Origin of the sequence: Halopseudomonas sp. (assembly GCF_036960865.1) — a bacterium.
Classification (GTDB): domain Bacteria; phylum Pseudomonadota; class Gammaproteobacteria; order Pseudomonadales; family Pseudomonadaceae; genus Halopseudomonas.
This window is the reverse complement of record NZ_JBALWE010000005.1, coordinates 204,550-224,293: the sequence shown is the minus strand read 5'-3', so window position 1 is coordinate 224,293 and position 19,744 is coordinate 204,550. Positions and strand designations below refer to the sequence as shown.

The following is a 19,744-nucleotide window of genomic DNA, read 5'->3' as shown; positions in this document are numbered from 1 at the left end:
TTTACCAAACAAAAAAGGCGCCCCGGGGCGCCTTTTTTGTTACTTACCACCCTCAGTGCTGGAGCCGTTGTCCGATACCCTGCAGCAATAACTCAAGCGCACCCTGATTGGCCTCAACGACCGCCTTGCCGGCGCTGCCGGCCTGCTCACGCAGCCTGGCATCGCTCAGCAACTGCAGTACCGCCTGCTCCAGTGCCGACGCATCGGCCACTACCTGCAAGGCACCCGCCCCCTGCAGTAGGTCACTGATCTCGACAAAATTGAAACGGTGCGGCCCAGACAGCACCGGCAAGCCCAATGCCGCCGGTTCCAGGTAGTTGTGCCCGCCATTGAGCACCAGTGAGCCGCCAACAAACGCCACGTCGGCGCAGGCGTAGAGCATGACCAGCTCGCCCATGGTATCGCCCAGCAACACCGCATCGGTCGCCGCCGGCGTACCACCCTGGCTGCGCCTAACCTGCGCCAGACCTGCGTCACTGACCAACCGGGCGACACCATCGAAACGCTCAGGATGACGAGGCACCAATATAAGCAGCGCATCGGGCAACTGGCGCAGCAGGTTCTGATGCGCACGCAGGATCTGCTCATCTTCACCTGCGTGGGTACTGGCAGCAATCCATACTGGCCGACCGCCCCATTCCGCACGCAGGTTCGCAGCCTGCGCCAGCAGCTCACTCGCCGGACGAAAATCAAATTTGATACTGCCGGTAACCGTCATCTCCGATTTATCCACGCCCAGCGCCGCAAAACGTCGCGCCTCAGCCTGGCTCTGTACCGCCACCCAGTCCAGCGCGGCGAACATCGGCCGCACCAACCAGCTGACGCGCTGATAGCCGTTGGCCGAGCGCTCGGAGAGGCGCGCGTTGGCCAGTACCAAGGGCACCCCAGCCTGCTTGCACTCCGCCACCAGATTCGGCCAAAGCTCGGTTTCCATGATGATGCCCACGCGCGGTTTCAGCTTGCGCAACAGGCGCCGCTGCAGCCAGGGCAAGTCGTATGGCAGATAGGCATGCCCCACCTGCCCGCCAAACAATTTGCGGATCTGCTCGGAGCCGGTTGGCGTCATACAGGTGATGGTGATTGGCAATGCCGGGTAGCGCTTGAGCAGCTCCCGCACCATGGGTGCGGCAGCAATACTCTCTCCAACGGACACCGCATGGACCCAAATACCACCGCTACGAATATCGCCACCCAGCGCAAAACGCTCTGACCAGCGCTTGGCATACGCTGGCGCGCGCCAGGCACGGTAAAGCAACCGCAGCAGTACCAACGGCATACAAAGGGTAAAGAAAAGGCTGTATAGCGTGCGTATCATGGTTTCTTCCTGTGAGCCGGCGCGGCATAGCGTAGCAGATGTGACCAGTGGGCCCGGCAATGTCTATACTAGGGCTTTGCCGCGCGGGGGCAACAGTCTCGGATAAGCAGATTCCGGCGCTGTGCAACCCGCAAGCCATCTTGACTAAAGCACCGGGAGCCCATGAGCACAACCCTCGAAACCGACATCTGTATCCTTGGCGGCGGTATCGCCGGCCTCTGGCTCAACGCCCGTCTGCGCCAACTCGGTTACAGCACCTTGCTGGTCGAACGCGGCGCTTTGGGCGGCGGTCAAAGCGTCAAATCCCAGGGCATCATTCACGGCGGCACCAAGTATGCGCTCAACGGCAAGCTGAGCAGCGCCGCCGAGGCCATCGCCGACATGCCTGAACGCTGGCGCGCCTGCCTGGCCGGCACCGGCGAGCTCGACCTGCAGGGTGTGCGCGTGCTCTCCGAGCATCACTACTTGTGGTCGCCAGGCAGCCTGATCAGCAATCTGGCCGGTTTCTTTGCCAGCAAGGCCCTGCGCGGACGCGTAGAGCAGATCAAGGGCAAGCAACTCCCCCGCGTGTTTGCCGACCGCGCCTTCAAGGGCAAGGTCTATCAGTTGGCCGAACTGGTTATCGACGTGCCCGCTGTGGTGCAGCGCCTTGCCGAACTGGCCGGCGACAGCCTGATTTCCGACAGCTCGCCTCATTTGTTGCGCGCCGCCGATGGCGGTATTGAAGCGGTACGTCTGCAACAACATCAGATCAAGGCACAGCGCTACATCCTCAGCGCCGGTGAAGGCACCGAATCGCTGCTTAACGATTGGCAGCAGGCCGAGCCCGCCATGCAGCGCCGCCCCCTGCAGATGGTTCTGGTAAAGGGTCCGGCACTGCCGCCACTGTTTGCTCACTGTCTGGGCAGCAGCCCCAAACCCCGCCTGACGGTCACCACACACCCCTGCGCCGACGGCCAATGGTGCTGGTATCTGGGAGGTGACCTGGCAGAGCAAGGTGCCGGTCAGGGGCCCGACGAGTTGATCAGCAAAGCCAAGCGTGAGCTGCAGGACCTACTGCCCTGGGTTTCGCTGGAGGGCACACGCTGGACGACCTTGCCGGTGAACCGCGCCGAGCCTGCGCAGAGTGGCCTAGTCAGACCCGACACGGCGTTTGTACAAGCGGTCGGCAACGCGTTGATCAGTTGGCCAACCAAGCTGGCCCTGGCGCCTAACCTCGCGGATCAGGTAATTGAAATGCTGGAGGCGCAGCAGATAAAGCCCACTACCAACGCTGAACCCGCCAGCGAGCTGCCGCGGCCCAAGGTGTCCGCGCCGGTATGGGATATCTGTTTCCCATGACGCTGCGTCCCTACTACCGCGCCTTGGGCGACACCGGCCTGCAGCTGTCACCACTGGGGCTGGGCACCGTCAAGTTCGGTCGTAACCAGGGCGTGAAATACCCCAGCAGCTTCGATCTGCCCTCGGATCAGCAAATTCACAATCTACTGGCCCAAGCACAGGACCTGGGCATCAACCTGCTAGACACTGCACCCGCCTATGGCACCAGCGAAGAACGGCTCGGCCCCTTGCTGGAAGGGCAGCGCAAGAATTGGCTGATATGTACCAAGGTTGGCGAAGAATTCAGCGCCGGGTTGTCCAGCTTCGACTTCAGCGCTGCCCATACCCGGCATTCTATCGAGCGTTCGTTACGCCGCCTGCATACCGATTACCTGGACATGGTGCTGGTGCACTCCGATGGCAACGACCTGAAAGTGCTGGACGACGAGGTCTACCCCACACTGCAACAACTCAAGCAGCAAGGGCTGATTCGCGCGTTCGGTTTCTCCGGCAAGACTATTGAGGGCGGTATTCGCGCATTGCAACAGGGCGACTGCGCCATGGTCACCTATAACCTTAACGAGCAGGGCGAACGCCCGGTGCTCGACTTTGCCCTGTCACACAACAAGGGCATCCTGATCAAAAAAGCGCTGGCCAGTGGTCATCTTTGCCTGGATGGCGAAGACCCGGTACAGCAAGGATTACGTCTGGTACTTGGGCACCGGGCAGTGACCAGCGCCATTATCGGTACCATCACCCCGCACCATCTCGAGCAGAATGTGCAGGCCGCTGCCGCGGTACTCGAGCAACAGGAGTAACGCATGACCCTGATCGTTGCACGCAAGAGCCCCATCATTTTCAAGACTCAGGCCCTTCAGGTACAGGCCAGCGCCGAAGTGCTGCGTTACAACCCGATTGGTAACCCGCTGAGTTTTGCCGAGATGCAGGCGCGTCGCCAGCCAGTCGCGGTAAACGACCCTGACAGCTTTGATCTGACGGTGGCCAACCTCGGCGTCTCAGTCGATTTGTATCTGAACTGGCAAGAGCGCGATTTTCGTTTGCTGGTACGCCAGGATCGTCCCGATCACGGCGACAACGTACTCAAATTACTATCAGGCTACGTACCGGCCCACGAGCTGCGCGTTCCGCTGCTCACCGCGATGACCGAGATAGCCGAAGAGCTATTGGTTGAAACCGAATCAGGCTGGCTGCAGGGGCGGTATCAGGACACTTGGCTGCCGACTCCCTATGCCGATAGCCTGGCGCTGGATGAGGAGCAGGTGTTTCTGCTGACCTCTCGCAGCAGCACAAACAGACCCGTTCTGTGCCGCGAACTGAATCTACTGGAGCGGCCCCGCGCTTATGTGCATCTCCCCAGTAATTCACTGCAACTGGTGTATCAGTTGCAACTGCACCTGCCGGCATCGGCGCAGCGTCTTTCACTGCTGCATACCGACGAGTTTCTGGATGAGGATAGCGGAGAACTGGTAGCGCAAATGGACTATCAGCGGCCCGAGCTATTCCTCGCTGAATATCAGAACGGCGCCGCGAACGGCCATCTGTTCACTTTGCAGCAAGGCGAGTTGGTACCCCAGGATACCGCCGGCATGACGCTCAGCGAGGCTTTCGCCGTCCAGCAGGGCTGGGTGGTAGAGGCGCCGCACTGCAGCTGGCAGACCGGGCTCTGCCAGCGCTAGGCGCCCGATGCAGAGTCAGCCTTGATCACGCTCGCGGATTTTTTCCACGATCGCTGTGGTCGAGCAGCTCTCAACAAAATTGAGCACCTTTACCTCACCACCGTAGGCCTGAACAATCGGCGCGCCGACCACCTGCCCCACGTTGTAATCACCACCCTTGACCAACACGTCCGGCTTGACCTGCTCAAGCAGACGCTCGGGTGTGTCTTCGCTGAAGCTGATCACCCAGTCCACCGCGCCAAGGCCGGCAAGCACCGTCATGCGCCTCTCGACGCTGTTTATCGGCCTGCCAGGCCCCTTTAAACGGGTGACCGACGCATCGTCGTTGATCGCCACAATCAGGCGATCACCCTGGCTGCGCGCCTCTTCAAGATAGCCAACGTGTCCGGCATGGATAATGTCGAAACAACCATTGGTGAAAACGATACGCTCGCCGTGCGCGCGTGCATCCTCCAACGCCTGCAATAGTTGCTCAACACCCACCACACCGCGCTCGCTGCCCTGCTCCCGCTGGACGGCGCGACGCAGCTCCGGGGCGCTGATGGCCGCAGTACCTAACTTGCCGATGACAATTCCTGCCGCAATATTGGACAAGGCTACCGCGCTGGGCAGACTTTCACCCGCCGCCAGCGCGGCAGCGAGGGTGGAAATCACGGTATCGCCGGCACCAGTGACGTCGAATACTTCCAGTGCCCGGGCCGGCAGGTGCAGCGCCGGCTCATCGGCGCGCAGCAGAGTCATACCCTGCTCACTGCGCGTCACCAACAGCGCATCCAGCTGCAATTCGGTCACCAACTCCATACCCTTCTCCACCAGTTCCTGCTCACTGGCGCAGCGGCCGACCACCGCTTCGAATTCCGACAGATTGGGCGTAATCAGGCTGGCTCCACGGTAGATCGAAAAATCGCTGCCCTTGGGGTCGGCCAGTACCGGCACACCGTGTTCACGCGCCAGCTGGATCAGCGCCTGATGGTTGACCAGTGCGCCCTTACCGTAGTCCGACAGCACCAGCACCTTCACCTTGTCCAGCAAGCCAGCCACGGATGCCAACAACGCCTCGGCGTCGGTTTCAAAACGCTCCTCAAAATCCAAGCGTATCAACTGCTGGTGGCGGCTCATCACCCGCAGCTTGGTAATGGTCGGCTGGCCCGCGCATTGCTGGAAATCGCAATACACGCCTGCGGCATTCAGCCTCTGCTGCAGACTCTCGGCAGCCTCATCCTGACCGGTTACGCCGACAAGCCAGGCTGGCGCGCCCAGCGCGGAAATGTTCAATGCCACGTTGCCAGCGCCACCGGGACGGTCTTCAATCTGCTCGACCTTGACCACCGGCACCGGCGCCTCCGGTGAGATCCGGTGCGTAGGGCCATGCCAATAGCGGTCCAGCATCACATCCCCGACCACCAGAACAGGCGCGGAATCGAAACGGGGCATGGTCAATTTCATCGTATCTGTTACCTGTATCCGAGTCCGGCATAAAGCGCCGGAGCGTTGCTCGTTAGCCTTGCTTCTCTTCTTCAAACTGCATGCTGTGCAGCCGCGCGTAATAGCCGTTCAGCGCCAGCAGCTCGGTATGCGAGCCACGCTCGACGATACGGCCCTGGTCCATCACAAGAATAGTATCTGCCTTTTCAATGGTAGACAGACGATGCGCAATCACCAGCGTTGTGCGGCCTTCCATGACCCGATCCAGCGCCGCCTGAATGTGCCGTTCAGACTCCGTATCCAGCGCCGAGGTGGCCTCGTCCAGAATCAGCACCGGCGCGTCCTTGAGCAGCGCACGGGCAATCGCCAGGCGCTGGCGCTGGCCGCCCGACAGCAGCACGCCGTTTTCACCGACCAAGGTGTCGAAGCCCTGCGGCAGCATGTCGATAAACTCTTTGGCATAGGCCGCCTCCGCCGCCGCCTTGATGTCATCCAGAGGCGCCCCGGCAAGGTCACCGTAGGCAATATTGTTGGCAATGGTATCGTTGAACAGGGTGACCTGCTGACTCACCAAGGCAATATGATGTCGCAGGTTACGCAGCCGGTAGTCTTCTATCGGCACACCGTCGAGCAGCACCTGCCCCTGATTATGATGGTAGAAACGTGGAATCAGGTTGGCCAGGGTCGACTTCCCGCTACCAGAGCGCCCAACCAGTGCGACCATCTGCCCCGGCGCTATGGACAGTGAAATGTCATCCAACACCTTCTTGTCAGTATCCGGGTAAGTAAAACTCAGACCCGAGATATCGATCTGCCCACTGACCTTCTCGCGCTCCAGCGTGCCTTCGTCCAGCTCGGGGTCTTCGTCGAGCTGCTCGAAGATGCTCTCGGCTGCGGCTATCCCCTTTTGAATGTTGGCGCTGACTTCCGATAGCTGCCGAATCGGCTTGGGTAGCAAACCCGCCGCAGTGATGTAAGAAACCAGATCACCCACCGAGGCGTCGCCACGCAAAAACAACACCAGAAACATCACGATAGCCATAGCCGAATAGGTGACCAACTGGAGCGTTGGTGTATAAACCGCGCCGGTACGAGTCATCTTCAGACCGCGCTGGCGGTTATTTTCGCTAGCCTTGTTAAAGCGCTCACTTTCGTAGGTTTCGCCACCAAAGCTGCGCACTACTCGGTACCCTTGGATGGTCTCGGACGTCACATGAGTCACGTCGCCCATAGCAGTCTGAATCTTCTTGCTCTGATTGCGAAATTTCTTACTAGTGCTGTTCACCATCACCGCAATGACCGGCAAGATAGCGATGAGCACCAGCGTGAGCTGCCAGTTCATCCATAACAGGTAGCCGAAGAGGAAAATGACAGTCATACCTTCGCGAAAAATCACTTTGATCGCGTCAGTTGCCGCGCCAGTCACCATAGTCACATTAAAGGTAACGCGAGAGACCAAGTGCCCTGAGCTGTGATTATCAAAGTAACCATTGGGCAATGTCAGAAAGTTATCAAACAGCGCCGTGCGCAAATCGTGCACCACACCAAGCGATACTTTAGCGATGTAATAGTTGCCTAAAAAGGAGCCGATACCCTGATAGGTCGCCACTGCGATAATAAATAGCGGAAACCCCCAGATCATAGGCACGCCAAAAAACAGCGCGTCCCCGCCACTATTAAGACCGTCCACAAAATACTTAAGCACCCAAGCCATCGCAGGCTGACTGGAAGCAAAAATCACAAAGCCAAAAACACTAATGGCAAAGGGCATCCAATAAGGTTTCACGTACCCGAGCAATCGCAAATAAATGCGTATGCTCGATTGCATGAATGATTCTTTCTGAGCGTTTGACATGGAATTTTCACGGGTGAAGGGTCAAGCAGCGAGTCTACCACAGCTAAAAGACGACAAAGCACCTGACGGCAATCTGCGATAAACTGGCGTTTTTAATCAGGAAAAAGCATGCAGCCACTCAGCCGGGATCACTTTCAGGAAATGTGCATTGGCGCCAGCGTGCTGGAACAGGATGCGCACGGCGTCAAGGTTCTGCGGCTGGCCGACGGCAGCTTCCTGAAGTTATTCAGAAGAAAAAGCTGGTTTTCCAAAACAGTGTTTTTCACGCCCGCGCAACGTTTTGCACAAAACACCAAAGCGCTAAACGCCAGAAATATACCCTGTCCGCAAGTCATCGATGTGTTTCAGATGCGCCGACCGTATCGCTCGATCGTGCACTACGCACCTTTGCCTGGCGAGACCCTTCGCCACATGTTAACCAACAGCCACGGAACAAGCGCACTTGAATTGCTTAGCGACCTGGCCACCTTCATTACCAACCTGCACGACAAAGGTGTGTATTTTCGTTCGCTACATCTAGGAAATATCATTCTGACGCCGCAGGGCGAGTTTGGCTTGATTGACATCTCCGATATGCGTTGCTTTAACCGTCCCTTATCAAAAAGGATGCGCGCGAGAAACTACCAGCACTTGCTGCGTTACGAGCAAGATTGGGAGAACATCGGGTTTGATATAAGGCAGCTTTTCTCTCTGCCCCTAGCAGGGCAGGCTAAGATCTAAAAACCGCTCTAAAGCCTGCCTAAGGTCGCAAAAACCGCACTCAGATCCTCACGCCAATCAGACAGCTCAACAGCATGAAAGTCTCTGATCTTGTCGCAGTTCAACGCCGAGAACGCGGGGCGCGGCGCCGGCGTCGGGAAATCCGTACTGGGAATGGGCTCAACTAACGGGCGCTTCTCAATCAGACCCTCTTGCGCCGCTACCGCAACAATATGCTCAGCAAAACCATACCAACTACTGATGGGCGCGCCCGAGAAGTGGAATAGGCCCCAGCAAAAGCTGTCTGGCTTGCCTCTATATTCACTTGCCAGGGTCCATAGACAGGCAGCAATTGACTTGGCGGACGTCGGCCCACCGTATTGATCGGCCACTACGCGCAATACATCTCGCTCCGACGCCAACCGCAGCATGGTCTTGACGAAATTGCCGCCATGTGCAGAAAAAACCCAACTAGTACGCAAAATCAGGTGCCGAGTACACAGTTCGGCAACGGCTTGTTCGCCGTCGAGCTTCGTGCGGCCATATACGGTTTGCGGGCTTGTCAACGCAGACTCGTCGTAAGGGGATTCACTTACGCCGTCAAAAACATAGTCTGTGGAGATATGAAATAACGCAGCGCCTGCAGTTTCAGCACTACGTGCCAAATTGGCAGGACCCGATGCATTAACCGCGTGAGCCTGCTGCTGCTCGGTCTGCGCACGATCAACCGCAGTATAAGCGGCAGCGTTAATAATAAGCTGCGGCCGATACTGCGCCATACATACCTCAACGGCCTGTAGGTCAGTAATATCCAGTTGACGGGAATTCAGCGCGATCAACTCAACCCACTCAGGCACATTCAGGCGTAGCTCAGTGCCAACCTGCCCATCGGCACCGGTTACCAGTACGCGCATTCAGCGTTCACCCTCAAGAAGTTGGCGCAACGTAGGATTACCCAAGTCCTTATCAGACAACTTAGGGTTCTCCAGTGGCCAGGGAATATTGAGGTCAGGATCATTCCACAACACAGCCCCCTCATCCTCTGGACGATAGTAGTCCGTGCACTTGTACTGAAAGTCCGCGATATCGCTCAACACACAAAATCCATGGGCGTAGCCAGGCGGCACCCACATCTGGCGATGATTCTCATCATTGAGCTCTACGCCCACATGCTGACCGTAAGTCGGTGAGTATGGGTCGATATCGACCGCTACGTCCCATACTGAACCTCGACTCACGCGCACGAGCTTTCCCTGCGGCGCGGTGCGCTGAAAATGCAGCCCACGCAACACGCCCTTCACCGAGCGCGACTGATTATCCTGAACAAAAGGTAATTCAATCCCTGCGTCACGGTAACGTTCATCTTGAAAGCTCTCGATAAAGAAGCCTCGAGCATCGCCAAATACTCTTGGCTCAATGATCACAACGCCTGCCAATGGAGTCTCAATAATATTCACCTACCCGTCTCCTGCTGAAGCAGCCTGTGCAGGTATTGACCATACCCCGTTTTGCTTAAAGCCTGCGCTTGTGTGCGTAAAGAGTCCGCGCCCAGCCAGCCTTGGCGAAAAGCAATTTCTTCCAGGCAGGCGACCTTCAACCCTTGTCTGGCCTCAATGGTTTGCACAAAGTGACTCGCCTCCATCAGCGAATCATGGGTTCCGGTATCCAGCCAGGCAAAGCCACGGCCGAGCAAGCTCACATTCAGCTCGCCGCGCTCAAGGTAGGCATTGTTTACATCGGTAATCTCAAGTTCGCCGCGCGGCGAAGGCTTGACCTGCCGCGCAATGTCGACGATCTGGTTGTCGTAAAAATACAATCCTGTAACCGCGTAGTTCGATTTCGGCTGAGCAGGCTTCTCTTCAATGGACAGTGCCTTACCCTGCTGATCAAAATCCACCACACCAAAGCGCTCTGGATCGTTAACGTGATAACCAAACACCGTAGCTCCGCGCTTGCGAGCGGTCGCCTCGCGAAGCATCGCACTGAAGCCATAACCATAAAAAATATTGTCACCGAGAATCAGGCACACATTGCTATCGCCAATGAATTCCTCGCCAATCAAAAACGCTTGCGCCAAACCGTCTGGTGATGGCTGCTCCGCGTAGCTGAGATCAATACCAAACTCTGCGCCCGATCCCAGCAATTTGCGAAAGCTGGGCAGGTCTTCAGGTGTAGAAATAATTAATATTTCGCGAATACCTGCCAGCATCAGCACTGACAGGGGATAGTAGATCATCGGCTTATCATAAATAGGCAACAGTTGCTTCGATACGCCGCGGGTTATGGGATGCAATCGAGTCCCGGAGCCTCCTGCCAGAATGATGCCCTTCATCACTCGTCTCCTTTGAATTTGCTTGGCGCCGCGCTTTCACCCAGCCGCCCGAGCTGATAAGCACCACTCAATACGCGCTGCCACCAAGTTTCATTGTCCAGATACCAGCTCACCGTTTTACGAATACCACTGTCAAAGGTTTCCTCTGGCGCCCAACCCAACTCGCGCTGAATCTTGGAAGCATCAATCGCGTAGCGCGCATCATGCCCGGGGCGGTCTGTCACAAAAGTAATCAAATCACGGTAGCGCGCCACGCCGTCTGGTTTCTGCGGTGCCAATTCCTCCAGCAACGAGCAGATCGTCTCGACCACCTCGATATTACGCTTCTCATTGTGCCCGCCGATATTATAAGTCTCACCTATCTTGCCAGCTTCTAGCACACGAATCAGCGCTATGGCATGATCCTCAACATACAGCCAGTCACGGATTTGCGAGCCATCACCATAAACAGGAATCGGCTTACCGTGCAGCGCATTAAGGATAACGTGAGGAATCAGCTTTTCCGGGAAGTGAAACGGGCCGTAGTTGTTAGAGCAGTTAGTAATCAAAACCGGAAAGCCATAGGTACGTTGCCAGGCGCGAACCAAGTGATCAGAGCTCGCTTTGGAAGCTGAATATGGGGAGCTAGGAGCATAGGGCGTCGTCTCGGTAAACAGCGACGTATCGTCTTGCAAGTCGCCATACACTTCATCAGTCGAGATGTGATGAAAGCGGAAACCCTTCTTCTCATCACCTGCAAGGCCACTCCAGTAACGTCTGGAGGACTCCAACAACGAGTAGGTGCCAAGGATGTTGGTCTGGATGAACTCAGCGGGTCCGTCAATCGAGCGATCAACATGGGACTCGGCTGCCAAGTGCATAACCGCAGTGGGGCAAAACTCTGCAAAAACCTCATCCAGTGCCTGGCTATCGCAGATATCGACATGATAAAAACGATAACGATCAGAATCTGCGACAGCAGAAAGTGAGTCAGGGTTGCCCGCGTAGGTCAAAACGTCGACATTGGCGACCTGCGCAGCAGTATCGCTAACAAGCTTGCGAACGACCGCAGAGCCTATAAAACCGGCTCCTCCAGTCACAAGAATTCTTTGATCAAAATCCACAGTCTCATCCAATTGTTAACCTATAACCTTGCGATAAAGGAGTGAGCTTTTATACCCAGCCTTGACTAATGGTCTCGTAGCCCCCGGAGGGCGTCAACCGCTAAAGGTCAATCACGAACGGAAGTCTTCTGGCGAAACCACCGAGCCTTCGAATCCAATAAAATTGCTGCTCACAACGGAATTTTGAACGTCCATTTTCTACAAAAAACCCAGTTGAACGTCGAACGCTTCAAGCGCTATAAAATTAGCCTACCCGAGCTGACCACAGGCGCTGCCTATTAATTCCGTATGTGATAAATTGGCCTAAAGGGCCGATTAAACAGACATCCAAAGCCAACGCGCGCCCAAAACACAGCGGATAACCGTGTGCAAGTATGCAGTCAAAATTTAAAACATATTCCGACATCAAAAAAAAACTAAGCGGCCTAACTTACAAAGGCGTTGATATATGCGGGCCAGCCTCTGCAATTCTGGCAAACATCATCTTCTCAAAAAAGTCAGATAGAAAAAAATACCGCGGCGCCATTAAGCTTCTGTGGAGAAAACCTAAGCACACCTATAAAAATGAACTTACGGGTCATATCCTAACGTGGAACAATCCCAGAATTGACCATAAAAAAAATGCCGAGCAAATAACTAAAAGAATTAGCAGCCCGAAAGCTAAATTCAGGCTAGTTCACATACCCGATATTCAAGCCGACTACAAAAACGGAACATCTCTAAAAATACTTTTCGAAGCACTCAAAATAACCCGTTCAACACAGGTTGAAAAAAAACACTTCCTATACGTTCTAGCGGCAGTGACATATACAATAAGACAATATGAAACTCTTATAAAGCATAAAATACCCGAACAAATAAAAACGCTTATTGCATACAACAGCTCAAATATTCCCGAGTGCTTTCTTACCACTTTATGCAGATCGTACAAAATACCAACATTTTCAATACAGCACGCACTATACCAAAGCTACAAAAACGAAGTGCCTTTAGACGTAATAAACTACGAAAATGTAACGGCAGAAACACTATTAGTATGGAGCACTTTTTGTAAAAATCAAATACTTGAATTTTACGACAGAGAAAATAGGACTCCAAACTTTAAGATGCCCATAGCTGGATATTTAAAAAAAATCAAGCCTTTAGCATACCCAAGCACCACGAACACAAATCATAGTCACATACTATGCCTTTTACCACGCGACGAAACCAGCTCATCAATTTCGCTATTAGAAATATTAAAAACCGCAGACACAAGCCAAAGATTTATAATTCGTCTTCACCCAATATCAGATAAAGAAAAAATAATTCCAGGCACACTACCTGGCAACTTCATAATAGACACAAGTGACAGCATCGACACGACACTTGAAAGCAACAAAATATCGCTAGCCGTTGGGTTCAACAGCACCAGCATCTTCGACGTTTTACTATACGACATACCATGTGCAATATACGATGCGCCGGACTGTACACTTAAGCCACCTGGAATCCCCACTTTCAAAACACTTCAAGAATTACGCATCATATTATCCGAAAAACATTCAGGCCTTGCAGCCGCCGACTACATTTTAGGTGCCACCATTTCCAAATATACGGAAATAGTGGCCCCCGAACTCGATTGGCAACAGGAGTAATTGACAATGCTATCCCCAAAAAAAACCACAACTGAAAAGACGCAAGCTATTTTTCTAGACTGCACCTTGCGTGATGGCGGATATTACAACGCCTGGGACTTTTCTCCAGATTTGGTTCATCACTACATAGAGGCTGTAACAGAGGCAGGTGTAGATGTTATAGAGTTGGGGCTACGCACCCGCAAGACTCATGGCTTTATGGGGGCACACGCATATACCACAGACGAGTATATTAAAAGCCTAGACCTCCCTAACTCTCTTAAGATTAGCGTCATGATAAACGCCAGCGAACTACTGACGGGACCGAAACTTACAGATACGCTCGCCTTGTTATTTCCAAATTCCGCAGACACATCACCAGTTTCTTTAGTGCGTATAGCTTGTCACTCATTCGAATTTGTTGGCGCGTTAGCTAGCGTAAAATGGTTAAAAGATCGAGGTTTCGACGTGGGTTTTAATCTCATGCAAATTGCGGATAGATCAGAGTCAGAGATAGTTTCTCTGGCGGAGACTGCTTCATTGCACCCAATAGATGTACTTTACGTAGCCGACAGCATGGGAAGCATGAACCCTCAACAAACAAAGCAAACAGTGCAATGGCTAGCTAAAGGTTGGTCAGGTCCTATAGGCGTTCACACCCATGACAATTTAGGGCTAGCTCTAGCCAATACGCTGGAGGCGATATCAGCTGGGGCGACGTGGGTGGACTCGACAGTAACCGGAATGGGGAGAGGGCCAGGCAACGCGAGAACCGAAGAACTGGCAATAGAGCTTTCCTCTTTGCGCCGCGCTAAAGCGAATCTAGTACCTCTGATGACTCTAATCAGAAAAACCTTTAAACCAATGCAGCAGCAGTATGGCTGGGGTAGCAATCCATACTATTACCTAACCGGAAAATACGGCATTCACCCGACTTATATCCAAGAGATGCTGGGGGACTCGCGCTACGATGAAGAAGATGTATTATCAGTAATAGAGTACCTAAAAGAAAAAGGCGGGAAAAAATTCAGACCTGAGACGCTTGCCTCGGCCAGAAACTTTTATGTTGGCAAAGCAGAAGGCTCTTGGAACCCCAAGCATGCGCTAGATGGACGGGATGTTTTACTGCTGGGCGCTGGACCAGGAGTAAGAAGCCACAGAAAAGCGGTCGAGAGCTATATTAAAAAAGCCAAACCCGTTGTCATCGCTTTAAACACTCAATCAGATATTCAGGCTGAGTTAATCGATTTTCGGATTGCATGTCACCCGGTTAGGTTGTTAGCAGACTGCAAGGCCTATGCGCAGCTCCCGCAGCCACTTATCGTTCCTGAGTCGATGCTACCCAGCGATGTTCGCAATGCACTTTCTGCCAAAAAAACTCTGGATTTTGGGGTTAATATTGAGTCTGATAAGTTTGAGTTCAAAGAAACATCGTGCACCACACCGAGCCCCTTAGTCCTGGCTTATGCTTTAGCGATGATTACCAGTGGCAGTGCAAAAAAAATACTCATGTCTGGTTTTGACGGGTATGGTAGTGATGATCCGCGTAGTAGAGAGATCAAAGATGTTTTAGCGCTTTATCAGTCTAGCTCAGACTCAAGAGAACTGGTATCTATAACGCCTACTCGATATGACATACCTATCCACTCAGTATATGCAATGTAAGGACTCTTATGAGAACAGTTGTACTAATTCCCGCTCGGTTCGCATCTTCCCGCTACCCAGGCAAACCGCTTGTTGAGTTATTGGGAAAACCTATGATTCTCTGGGTCGCCGAGCTGTCGGCTAAAGCCGTTGGTCGCAGCAACACTTATATCGCAACAGACAGCGAAGCGATTGCTAACGTTGTCGTTGATGCAGGATACCAAGCTATTATAACAACGGAAGAAGCGCTTACCGGTACTGACCGACTTGCTGAAGCTGCAGAGAAAATCGCCGCGGAAATATTTATAAACGTGCAAGGAGATGAGCCACTCGTCTGCCCTACGGACATTATAAAGATACGTGATGCAAAACTGAAAAACATGGATTCGGTCGTCAACGGTTTTTGCTGGCTCTCGAAAGAAGAAGATGTTAACAATATCAACATTCCGAAAGTAATTACAAACCAAGAAAACAAACTCATTTATATGTCTAGAGCACCAATCCCAGGCTTCAAAGACACCCAAAATGCCCCGTCCCGCTATAAAAAACAGGTTTGCATCTATGGTTTTACGCGCGAGGAGCTAGCCGCGTTCAAGAGTTTCAATCAAAAAAGCAGCCTCGAACAATGCGAAGATATAGAAATTTTAAGGTTCTTCGAACTAGGAAAAAACATTCTTATGGTAGAAACCAAACCAGGCAGCTTAGCGGTTGACTGTCCAGAAGACGTAGCCAATGTCGAAGCCGCCTTAACCTTAGCCTCTTTATAAAACATGAAACAGTATAAGACATTTATTTTTGATTGCGACGGTGTAATATTAAACTCAAACACTGTCAAGAGCGAAGCTTTTTACCAGGCAGCTCTTCCATACGGCAAAACCGCAGCAGAGGAGCTAGTGCAATATCATAAAAAGTATGGTGGCGTCTCAAGATATAGAAAATTCAGTTATTTCATGGAGCACATCAAACCCCAAAACATAATAGGTCCTAACATAGACTCGCTACTAACTTGTTACGCCGATAAAGTGAAAGAAGGCCTCCGGTCCTGCCAAATAGCGCCCAAACTAAAAGAACTTAGAGAAAAATATAAACAAACGAAATGGCTTGTTGCCTCAGGTGGCGATCAGCAGGAACTAAGAGATATTTTTTCTCATCGCGAAATATCACAGCTATTCGATGGCGGGATATTTGGAAGCCCAGACACAAAAGAAGAAATACTAGAGCGCGAGAAAAGGAACGGTAACATCATATTTCCCGCGCTTTTTTTGGGAGACAGCGCTTACGATCACACGGCGTCAACCGGAGCAGGTATGGAGTTCGTATTCGTGAGCGACTGGACAGAAGTCGAAAACTGGCGACACTGGTGCCAAATCAATAACATCGCAAACGCAGCAAACTTAGAACAATTCCTAGAAAAAGAAAAAGCACCTAACGTATAACCTCGTTAGGTGCCTTTTGGTTGCTTGCGCTGCTCTGCATACTCCAAAAAATCGGCTACATTATCGCTACACAACAGTTCCGTCACGCTGCGGATTTCATCAATAGACCAAGTCCACCACTGAGACTTCAACAAAGCCTTTCTTACCTCCTCCGAAAAGCGCCACTTTATAAACTTCGCAGGATTACCACCAACAACGGAATAAGGCTCAACATTTTTAGTCACTAAAGAGTTTGCCGCTACGACAGCACCATCTCCGACTGTCACCCCGGACAATATCGTACAACCGGAGCACAGCCACACATCATTTCCTACAATCACGTCACCATGACTTCCATTGTAGCTCTTGATATGAGCAGCTTCAGAAATAAAAGCCGGAAAAGGGAATGTTGTAACCCAGTCAGCCCGATGGTGCCCGCCTAAAAGTATCTTTACTTCTTCCGCTATCGAACAATAAGCACCTATCTTTAGAGTAGAACCTTCATTCCAATCCCTAACTTCTGGCAAGCCGTAGGTTCCTAAGCCGCACTCATACTGAGGATACCGTAATTTAAAGAGCGCGCGCCCTTGCTCAAACTTTGGAAGCTTTTTTATGTTTCTTTTTTTTCTACGGCGTAGGCGACGATCTAACCATTTCAAAGCCGATCCTCCTCCATGATAAAATCTAACGCACTCTATTTCTTGAATATTTTCTTCAAGCCTAAGTAATACAAAGGGATCTGCATGTAAAACTTTAACTTTTTACCAAAAAGATAAAGCCTCCCTTTCCCAGACCACTTTTCCTGAAAAACAAATTTTGACTTTCTAGTTATCATTAACTGATTAAAAATACTTTGCTGCTCTAACGTCTTACTATCCAAATGATCAACCACTGAGGATGAAACCAGCGCATGCTTTAGATTGTGCTTCTCTAGCGTGCGCGCATAGTCATCATCTGCGTACCAAAAGTAAAATCGCTCATCCAACATACCTGTGATATCGAGCATTGAGCGCCTGAAAACCAAACACCAGCCAGATATCTCTTTCAACACGCGATAGCCCGGGTGCACTCCGGAATGGAGCGCAAACCCATTTTTAGGATGATGGAGCGAGCAGGCAGGGCTTGCACTCACTAAATCAGGATCAGCCGAAAACGCCTCCATAAGCTGTGAAGCCCATCCGGCGTGGAAGGACAAATCGTTATTGCAAATAGCCACAAAGTTGCCACTACCACGCTTTATACCCTCGTTCATATAACGGTGGTAGTTGAAGGGGGGCGGAAGGTACAGCGTGCGCACACCCAACTGTGTGTATTCCGGCGACTGATGATTTGACTCCACCACCACCACATCAAAAATGATGCTGCCTGGCTTCTCTGAAGCCAGAAGCGTATCGAGACAGGTTTCGGTCATGGCCCGCAGCTCTGCCGTCTTTGCGAAGCTCAAAATAACTACATCAATGCGGGTCGGATGATCGACGGCCGCATCCACTAATGTTCCTTGCTGATTCATTGCAGTGTTTCCTCAAGTGCCGGCTTCGCTCTCTTTAACAGCAAGTGACGCAACCTCTTCAATAATTGCTTATCCCACTGCCGCAGCGGCACCTGACTGAGTAGCTTCCAGCCGTAGGATTTATCGTAGATAACCGCCATACGCAGCGCCTTGGTGATAAGTCTCGCTTTAGCAGATTCATACTGCGGATGCTCGGAGTAAGGCGCTATCACATCCAAGCCGTAACGGTACTCTGCTTTATAGTTCTTCGACAAACTGCCTTCATGCTTTCGATACAGCGTCACAGTATCCGGCAAAACATCCACATAAAAACCGGCCTTGGCGACTTTCAAGGTCATTTGGAAGTCTTGAATTTTGATTGCAGGATCATAGCGTCCAGCCTTATCGATGGCGTCTCGCCGGTAGACCGCGATATTACCGCCAACTACTAAAGCTGATGCCAGCGCTTGCGAAAAGTCATAGCGCCGCACAGACCGCTTTTTGTCTTTTTTGGGCAGTAACTTACCCTGCTCATCGATGCGCACTGCCACACCACCCAAACATCCGACTTCTGGATGCTCCCGCAGGTACGCCAGCTGCACTGAGAGACGCTGTGGCGGCATGATGTCATCCGCGTCAAAAGTCGCTATAAAGTCTCCTCGAGACTGCGCCAGCCCCGTATTCAATGCGGCACTAACACCTGCGTTGTCCTGCCGAATGAACTCCACGCGCTGCGCAAGACTCTCTTGATTGGCGGCCAGAGCGCGCTCGATAACCTGAACGCTGTTATCGGTAGAGCCGTCATCTACCACTATCAGTTCAAAATTCGGGTAGTCCTGCGCGAGCACACTGCGTAATGTTTCCTCAACATACCCAGCATAGTTGTAACAAGGGACAATGACCGACACTAACGGATATTCTTTTACGCCCTTGGATGTCATTCGCTGTACTCACTCCAGCCGGACTCACAGACTTGCCATGCAGACTTTTGCGCTAGCGCTTTTGGACCACGCAGGGACTCAGGGGCTACACCTTTCCAGTGTTGATTTTTCCAGACCAGAAAATGCAAATAGGGTAGCTCCGTGTCGCCCAGCTCACTATTGGTCAGCCGGCCGTTCTGCAGTAGCCAGCGCTGCGGAACCACCCTGCGACCATCTGGAAGAATACTGAATGTGCTGTGGCTTTCGACAAACTCGCTGCACTGTGCCCACCGATTAAAGCTATTGGCGAGACGGCGCAAAGGCTCTGGCCAGTTTTTATGCCGCACGAAAAGACGACTAAAGGCGCCTTCATCCAGCGCTAGATGTGCTTCGTCAGCGAATCGCTCTTGCCATTGCGGTATCAGCTTAAAAGCCTCTCGCATCGTCGACGTATTGCGTAGCAGGCAAAGATGGCCGGAAATGCGCCGAGCATGGGTGGCAAAAAGATCTTTCGTAGCCAATCGCTCAGGTGTGAAATATTTCCTAAGGTTGCCGTAAACGACGTCGATATCACCAAACGCCCAGAAATCATAACCATCCAAATGCTCAGCATGGATATAACCTAAAGCCGGCTTAATGTCGCAAAGCTTGTACGGATTAGCCGGATAGAAATCGATACCCAGGCGTTCAGAAACCAGCGCGCAATAGTCAGGATACGAAATGTCGACAAGGGTCACGTTGTCCGGCAGGTTCTGCGGCATACCGCAGTCAGTAAAGAACAGCCAGTCTATGTCAGGATTGCGGGCGCACCCTGCCAGGAAGAAATCCATCCAGAATGGCCAAGAACCAAAGTAAGGAATTACAAAGCGAATACGGGGAGAGCCGTTCCTTTTGGTACTAACCATATTTGAGAC

The 19,744-nt window shown here is 52.5% G+C and carries 19 protein-coding genes; 8 read left to right on the top strand and 11 right to left on the bottom strand.

The window, feature by feature from the left end; all coding sequences use genetic code 11:
* Positions 1-52 precede the first annotated feature (52 nt).
* Positions 53-1,315: a lipid IV(A) 3-deoxy-D-manno-octulosonic acid transferase gene (gene waaA, locus V7747_RS09060; protein WP_335615717.1), complete on the bottom strand. Its 1,263-nt coding sequence runs from the start codon at positions 1,313-1,315 to the stop codon at positions 53-55.
* Between the two features lie 162 nt (positions 1,316-1,477).
* Here waaA and V7747_RS09055 point away from each other — a divergent pair, with 162 nt between their 5' ends.
* The 3 genes from V7747_RS09055 to V7747_RS09045 are packed head-to-tail and all read left to right on the top strand — an operon-like array spanning position 1,478 to position 4,332.
* Positions 1,478-2,656, top strand: coding sequence for an NAD(P)/FAD-dependent oxidoreductase (locus tag V7747_RS09055; RefSeq protein ID WP_335615716.1), 1,179 nt, complete (start codon positions 1,478-1,480; stop codon positions 2,654-2,656).
* Entirely contained in the window at positions 2,635-3,453 is an 819-nt protein-coding gene (locus V7747_RS09050; RefSeq protein WP_335615715.1) for an aldo/keto reductase, read from the top strand. Before V7747_RS09055 ends, V7747_RS09050 begins: the two co-directional genes overlap by 22 nt.
* Positions 3,454-3,456: 3 nt before the next feature.
* Positions 3,457-4,332 (top strand): metal ABC transporter ATPase, encoded by an 876-nt coding sequence (locus V7747_RS09045; protein WP_335615714.1) that lies wholly within the window; start codon positions 3,457-3,459, stop codon positions 4,330-4,332.
* A 15-nt stretch (positions 4,333-4,347) separates the two neighbouring features.
* On the opposite strand, the gene hldE is transcribed toward V7747_RS09045, so the two are convergent.
* Both hldE and msbA read right to left on the bottom strand, forming a co-directional pair.
* On the bottom strand, positions 4,348-5,778 hold the full coding sequence (hldE, locus tag V7747_RS09040; RefSeq protein ID WP_335615713.1) for a bifunctional D-glycero-beta-D-manno-heptose-7-phosphate kinase/D-glycero-beta-D-manno-heptose 1-phosphate adenylyltransferase HldE: 1,431 nt from the start codon (positions 5,776-5,778) through the stop codon (positions 4,348-4,350).
* A gap of 52 nt (positions 5,779-5,830) precedes the next feature.
* Entirely contained in the window at positions 5,831-7,612 is a 1,782-nt protein-coding gene (msbA, locus tag V7747_RS09035) for a lipid A export permease/ATP-binding protein MsbA (RefSeq protein WP_335615712.1), read from the bottom strand.
* A 108-nt stretch (positions 7,613-7,720) separates the two neighbouring features.
* Between msbA and V7747_RS09030 the strand changes: the two genes are divergently transcribed.
* The gene (locus V7747_RS09030; protein ID WP_335615711.1) at positions 7,721-8,332 is read left to right on the top strand and encodes a lipopolysaccharide kinase InaA family protein; all 612 of its coding nucleotides are present in this window, start codon (positions 7,721-7,723) and stop codon (positions 8,330-8,332) included.
* Between the two features lie 8 nt (positions 8,333-8,340).
* Here the strand turns inward: V7747_RS09030 and rfbD are convergent, their stop codons facing one another.
* The 4 genes from rfbD to rfbB are packed head-to-tail and all read right to left on the bottom strand — an operon-like array spanning position 8,341 to position 11,746.
* Positions 8,341-9,225 carry a dTDP-4-dehydrorhamnose reductase gene (rfbD, locus tag V7747_RS09025; RefSeq protein WP_335615710.1) on the bottom strand — a complete coding sequence of 295 codons (885 nt, stop codon included), beginning with the start codon at positions 9,223-9,225 and terminating at the stop codon, positions 8,341-8,343.
* Positions 9,226-9,768, bottom strand: coding sequence for a dTDP-4-dehydrorhamnose 3,5-epimerase (gene rfbC / locus V7747_RS09020; RefSeq protein WP_335615709.1), 543 nt, complete (start codon positions 9,766-9,768; stop codon positions 9,226-9,228). It lies immediately after the preceding gene.
* Positions 9,765-10,643, bottom strand: a complete 879-nt coding sequence (gene rfbA / locus V7747_RS09015) for a glucose-1-phosphate thymidylyltransferase RfbA (RefSeq protein ID WP_335615708.1) — start codon at positions 10,641-10,643, stop codon at positions 9,765-9,767. The genes rfbC and rfbA overlap by 4 nt, the downstream gene beginning before the upstream one ends.
* Complete coding sequence (gene rfbB / locus V7747_RS09010; protein WP_335615707.1) at positions 10,643-11,746, bottom strand: dTDP-glucose 4,6-dehydratase; 1,104 nt, start codon at positions 11,744-11,746, stop codon at positions 10,643-10,645. The genes rfbA and rfbB overlap by 1 nt, the downstream gene beginning before the upstream one ends.
* Before the next feature lie 374 nt (positions 11,747-12,120).
* On the opposite strand from rfbB, the gene V7747_RS09005 reads away from it, so the two are divergent.
* Genes V7747_RS09005 through V7747_RS08990 form a run of 4 tightly spaced genes read left to right on the top strand, consistent with a single transcriptional unit; the run spans position 12,121 to position 16,442 of the window.
* Positions 12,121-13,383: a hypothetical protein gene (locus V7747_RS09005; RefSeq protein WP_335615706.1), complete on the top strand. Its 1,263-nt coding sequence runs from the start codon at positions 12,121-12,123 to the stop codon at positions 13,381-13,383.
* 6 nt (positions 13,384-13,389) lie between these two features.
* Positions 13,390-15,027, top strand: coding sequence for an aldolase catalytic domain-containing protein (locus V7747_RS09000; RefSeq protein ID WP_335615705.1), 1,638 nt, complete (start codon positions 13,390-13,392; stop codon positions 15,025-15,027).
* A gap of 8 nt (positions 15,028-15,035) precedes the next feature.
* Positions 15,036-15,773 carry a 3-deoxy-manno-octulosonate cytidylyltransferase gene (locus V7747_RS08995; protein ID WP_335615704.1) on the top strand — a complete coding sequence of 246 codons (738 nt, stop codon included), beginning with the start codon at positions 15,036-15,038 and terminating at the stop codon, positions 15,771-15,773.
* Between the two features lie 3 nt (positions 15,774-15,776).
* Complete coding sequence (locus tag V7747_RS08990; RefSeq protein WP_335615703.1) at positions 15,777-16,442, top strand: HAD family hydrolase; 666 nt, start codon at positions 15,777-15,779, stop codon at positions 16,440-16,442.
* A gap of 5 nt (positions 16,443-16,447) precedes the next feature.
* On the opposite strand, the gene V7747_RS08985 is transcribed toward V7747_RS08990, so the two are convergent.
* The 4 genes from V7747_RS08985 to V7747_RS08970 are packed head-to-tail and all read right to left on the bottom strand — an operon-like array spanning position 16,448 to position 19,735.
* Positions 16,448-17,080, bottom strand: a complete 633-nt coding sequence (locus V7747_RS08985) for a CatB-related O-acetyltransferase (RefSeq protein WP_335615702.1) — start codon at positions 17,078-17,080, stop codon at positions 16,448-16,450.
* A gap of 35 nt (positions 17,081-17,115) precedes the next feature.
* On the bottom strand, positions 17,116-17,931 hold the full coding sequence (locus tag V7747_RS08980) for a glycosyltransferase family 2 protein (protein WP_335615701.1): 816 nt from the start codon (positions 17,929-17,931) through the stop codon (positions 17,116-17,118).
* Positions 17,928-18,851 (bottom strand): glycosyltransferase family 2 protein, encoded by a 924-nt coding sequence (locus V7747_RS08975; RefSeq protein ID WP_335615700.1) that lies wholly within the window; start codon positions 18,849-18,851, stop codon positions 17,928-17,930. Before V7747_RS08975 ends, V7747_RS08980 begins: the two co-directional genes overlap by 4 nt.
* Positions 18,848-19,735 carry a DUF6625 family protein gene (locus V7747_RS08970; RefSeq protein ID WP_335615699.1) on the bottom strand — a complete coding sequence of 296 codons (888 nt, stop codon included), beginning with the start codon at positions 19,733-19,735 and terminating at the stop codon, positions 18,848-18,850. The genes V7747_RS08975 and V7747_RS08970 overlap by 4 nt, the downstream gene beginning before the upstream one ends.
* Positions 19,736-19,744: the final 9 nt, after the last annotated feature.

What these genes read in the sequence shown, in the direction of transcription:
- V7747_RS08970 (WP_335615699.1), bottom strand. Translation starts at nt 19,735, where the DNA reads ATGGTTAGTACCAAAAGGAACGGCTCTCCCCGTATTCGCTTTGTAATT.
- V7747_RS09045 (WP_335615714.1), top strand. Translation starts at nt 3,457, where the DNA reads ATGACCCTGATCGTTGCACGCAAGAGCCCCATCATTTTCAAGACTCAG.
- V7747_RS08995 (WP_335615704.1), top strand. Translation starts at nt 15,036, where the DNA reads ATGAGAACAGTTGTACTAATTCCCGCTCGGTTCGCATCTTCCCGCTAC.
- V7747_RS09030 (WP_335615711.1), top strand. Translation starts at nt 7,721, where the DNA reads ATGCAGCCACTCAGCCGGGATCACTTTCAGGAAATGTGCATTGGCGCC.
- V7747_RS08990 (WP_335615703.1), top strand. Translation starts at nt 15,777, where the DNA reads ATGAAACAGTATAAGACATTTATTTTTGATTGCGACGGTGTAATATTA.
- V7747_RS09005 (WP_335615706.1), top strand. Translation starts at nt 12,121, where the DNA reads ATGCAGTCAAAATTTAAAACATATTCCGACATCAAAAAAAAACTAAGC.
- V7747_RS09050 (WP_335615715.1), top strand. Translation starts at nt 2,635, where the DNA reads ATGGGATATCTGTTTCCCATGACGCTGCGTCCCTACTACCGCGCCTTG.
- rfbD (WP_335615710.1), bottom strand. Translation starts at nt 9,225, where the DNA reads ATGCGCGTACTGGTAACCGGTGCCGATGGGCAGGTTGGCACTGAGCTA.
- V7747_RS08980 (WP_335615701.1), bottom strand. Translation starts at nt 17,931, where the DNA reads ATGAATCAGCAAGGAACATTAGTGGATGCGGCCGTCGATCATCCGACC.
- V7747_RS08975 (WP_335615700.1), bottom strand. Translation starts at nt 18,851, where the DNA reads ATGACATCCAAGGGCGTAAAAGAATATCCGTTAGTGTCGGTCATTGTC.
- V7747_RS09000 (WP_335615705.1), top strand. Translation starts at nt 13,390, where the DNA reads ATGCTATCCCCAAAAAAAACCACAACTGAAAAGACGCAAGCTATTTTT.
- msbA (WP_335615712.1), bottom strand. Translation starts at nt 7,612, where the DNA reads ATGTCAAACGCTCAGAAAGAATCATTCATGCAATCGAGCATACGCATT.
- V7747_RS09055 (WP_335615716.1), top strand. Translation starts at nt 1,478, where the DNA reads ATGAGCACAACCCTCGAAACCGACATCTGTATCCTTGGCGGCGGTATC.
- rfbA (WP_335615708.1), bottom strand. Translation starts at nt 10,643, where the DNA reads ATGAAGGGCATCATTCTGGCAGGAGGCTCCGGGACTCGATTGCATCCC.
- hldE (WP_335615713.1), bottom strand. Translation starts at nt 5,778, where the DNA reads ATGAAATTGACCATGCCCCGTTTCGATTCCGCGCCTGTTCTGGTGGTC.
- waaA (WP_335615717.1), bottom strand. Translation starts at nt 1,315, where the DNA reads ATGATACGCACGCTATACAGCCTTTTCTTTACCCTTTGTATGCCGTTG.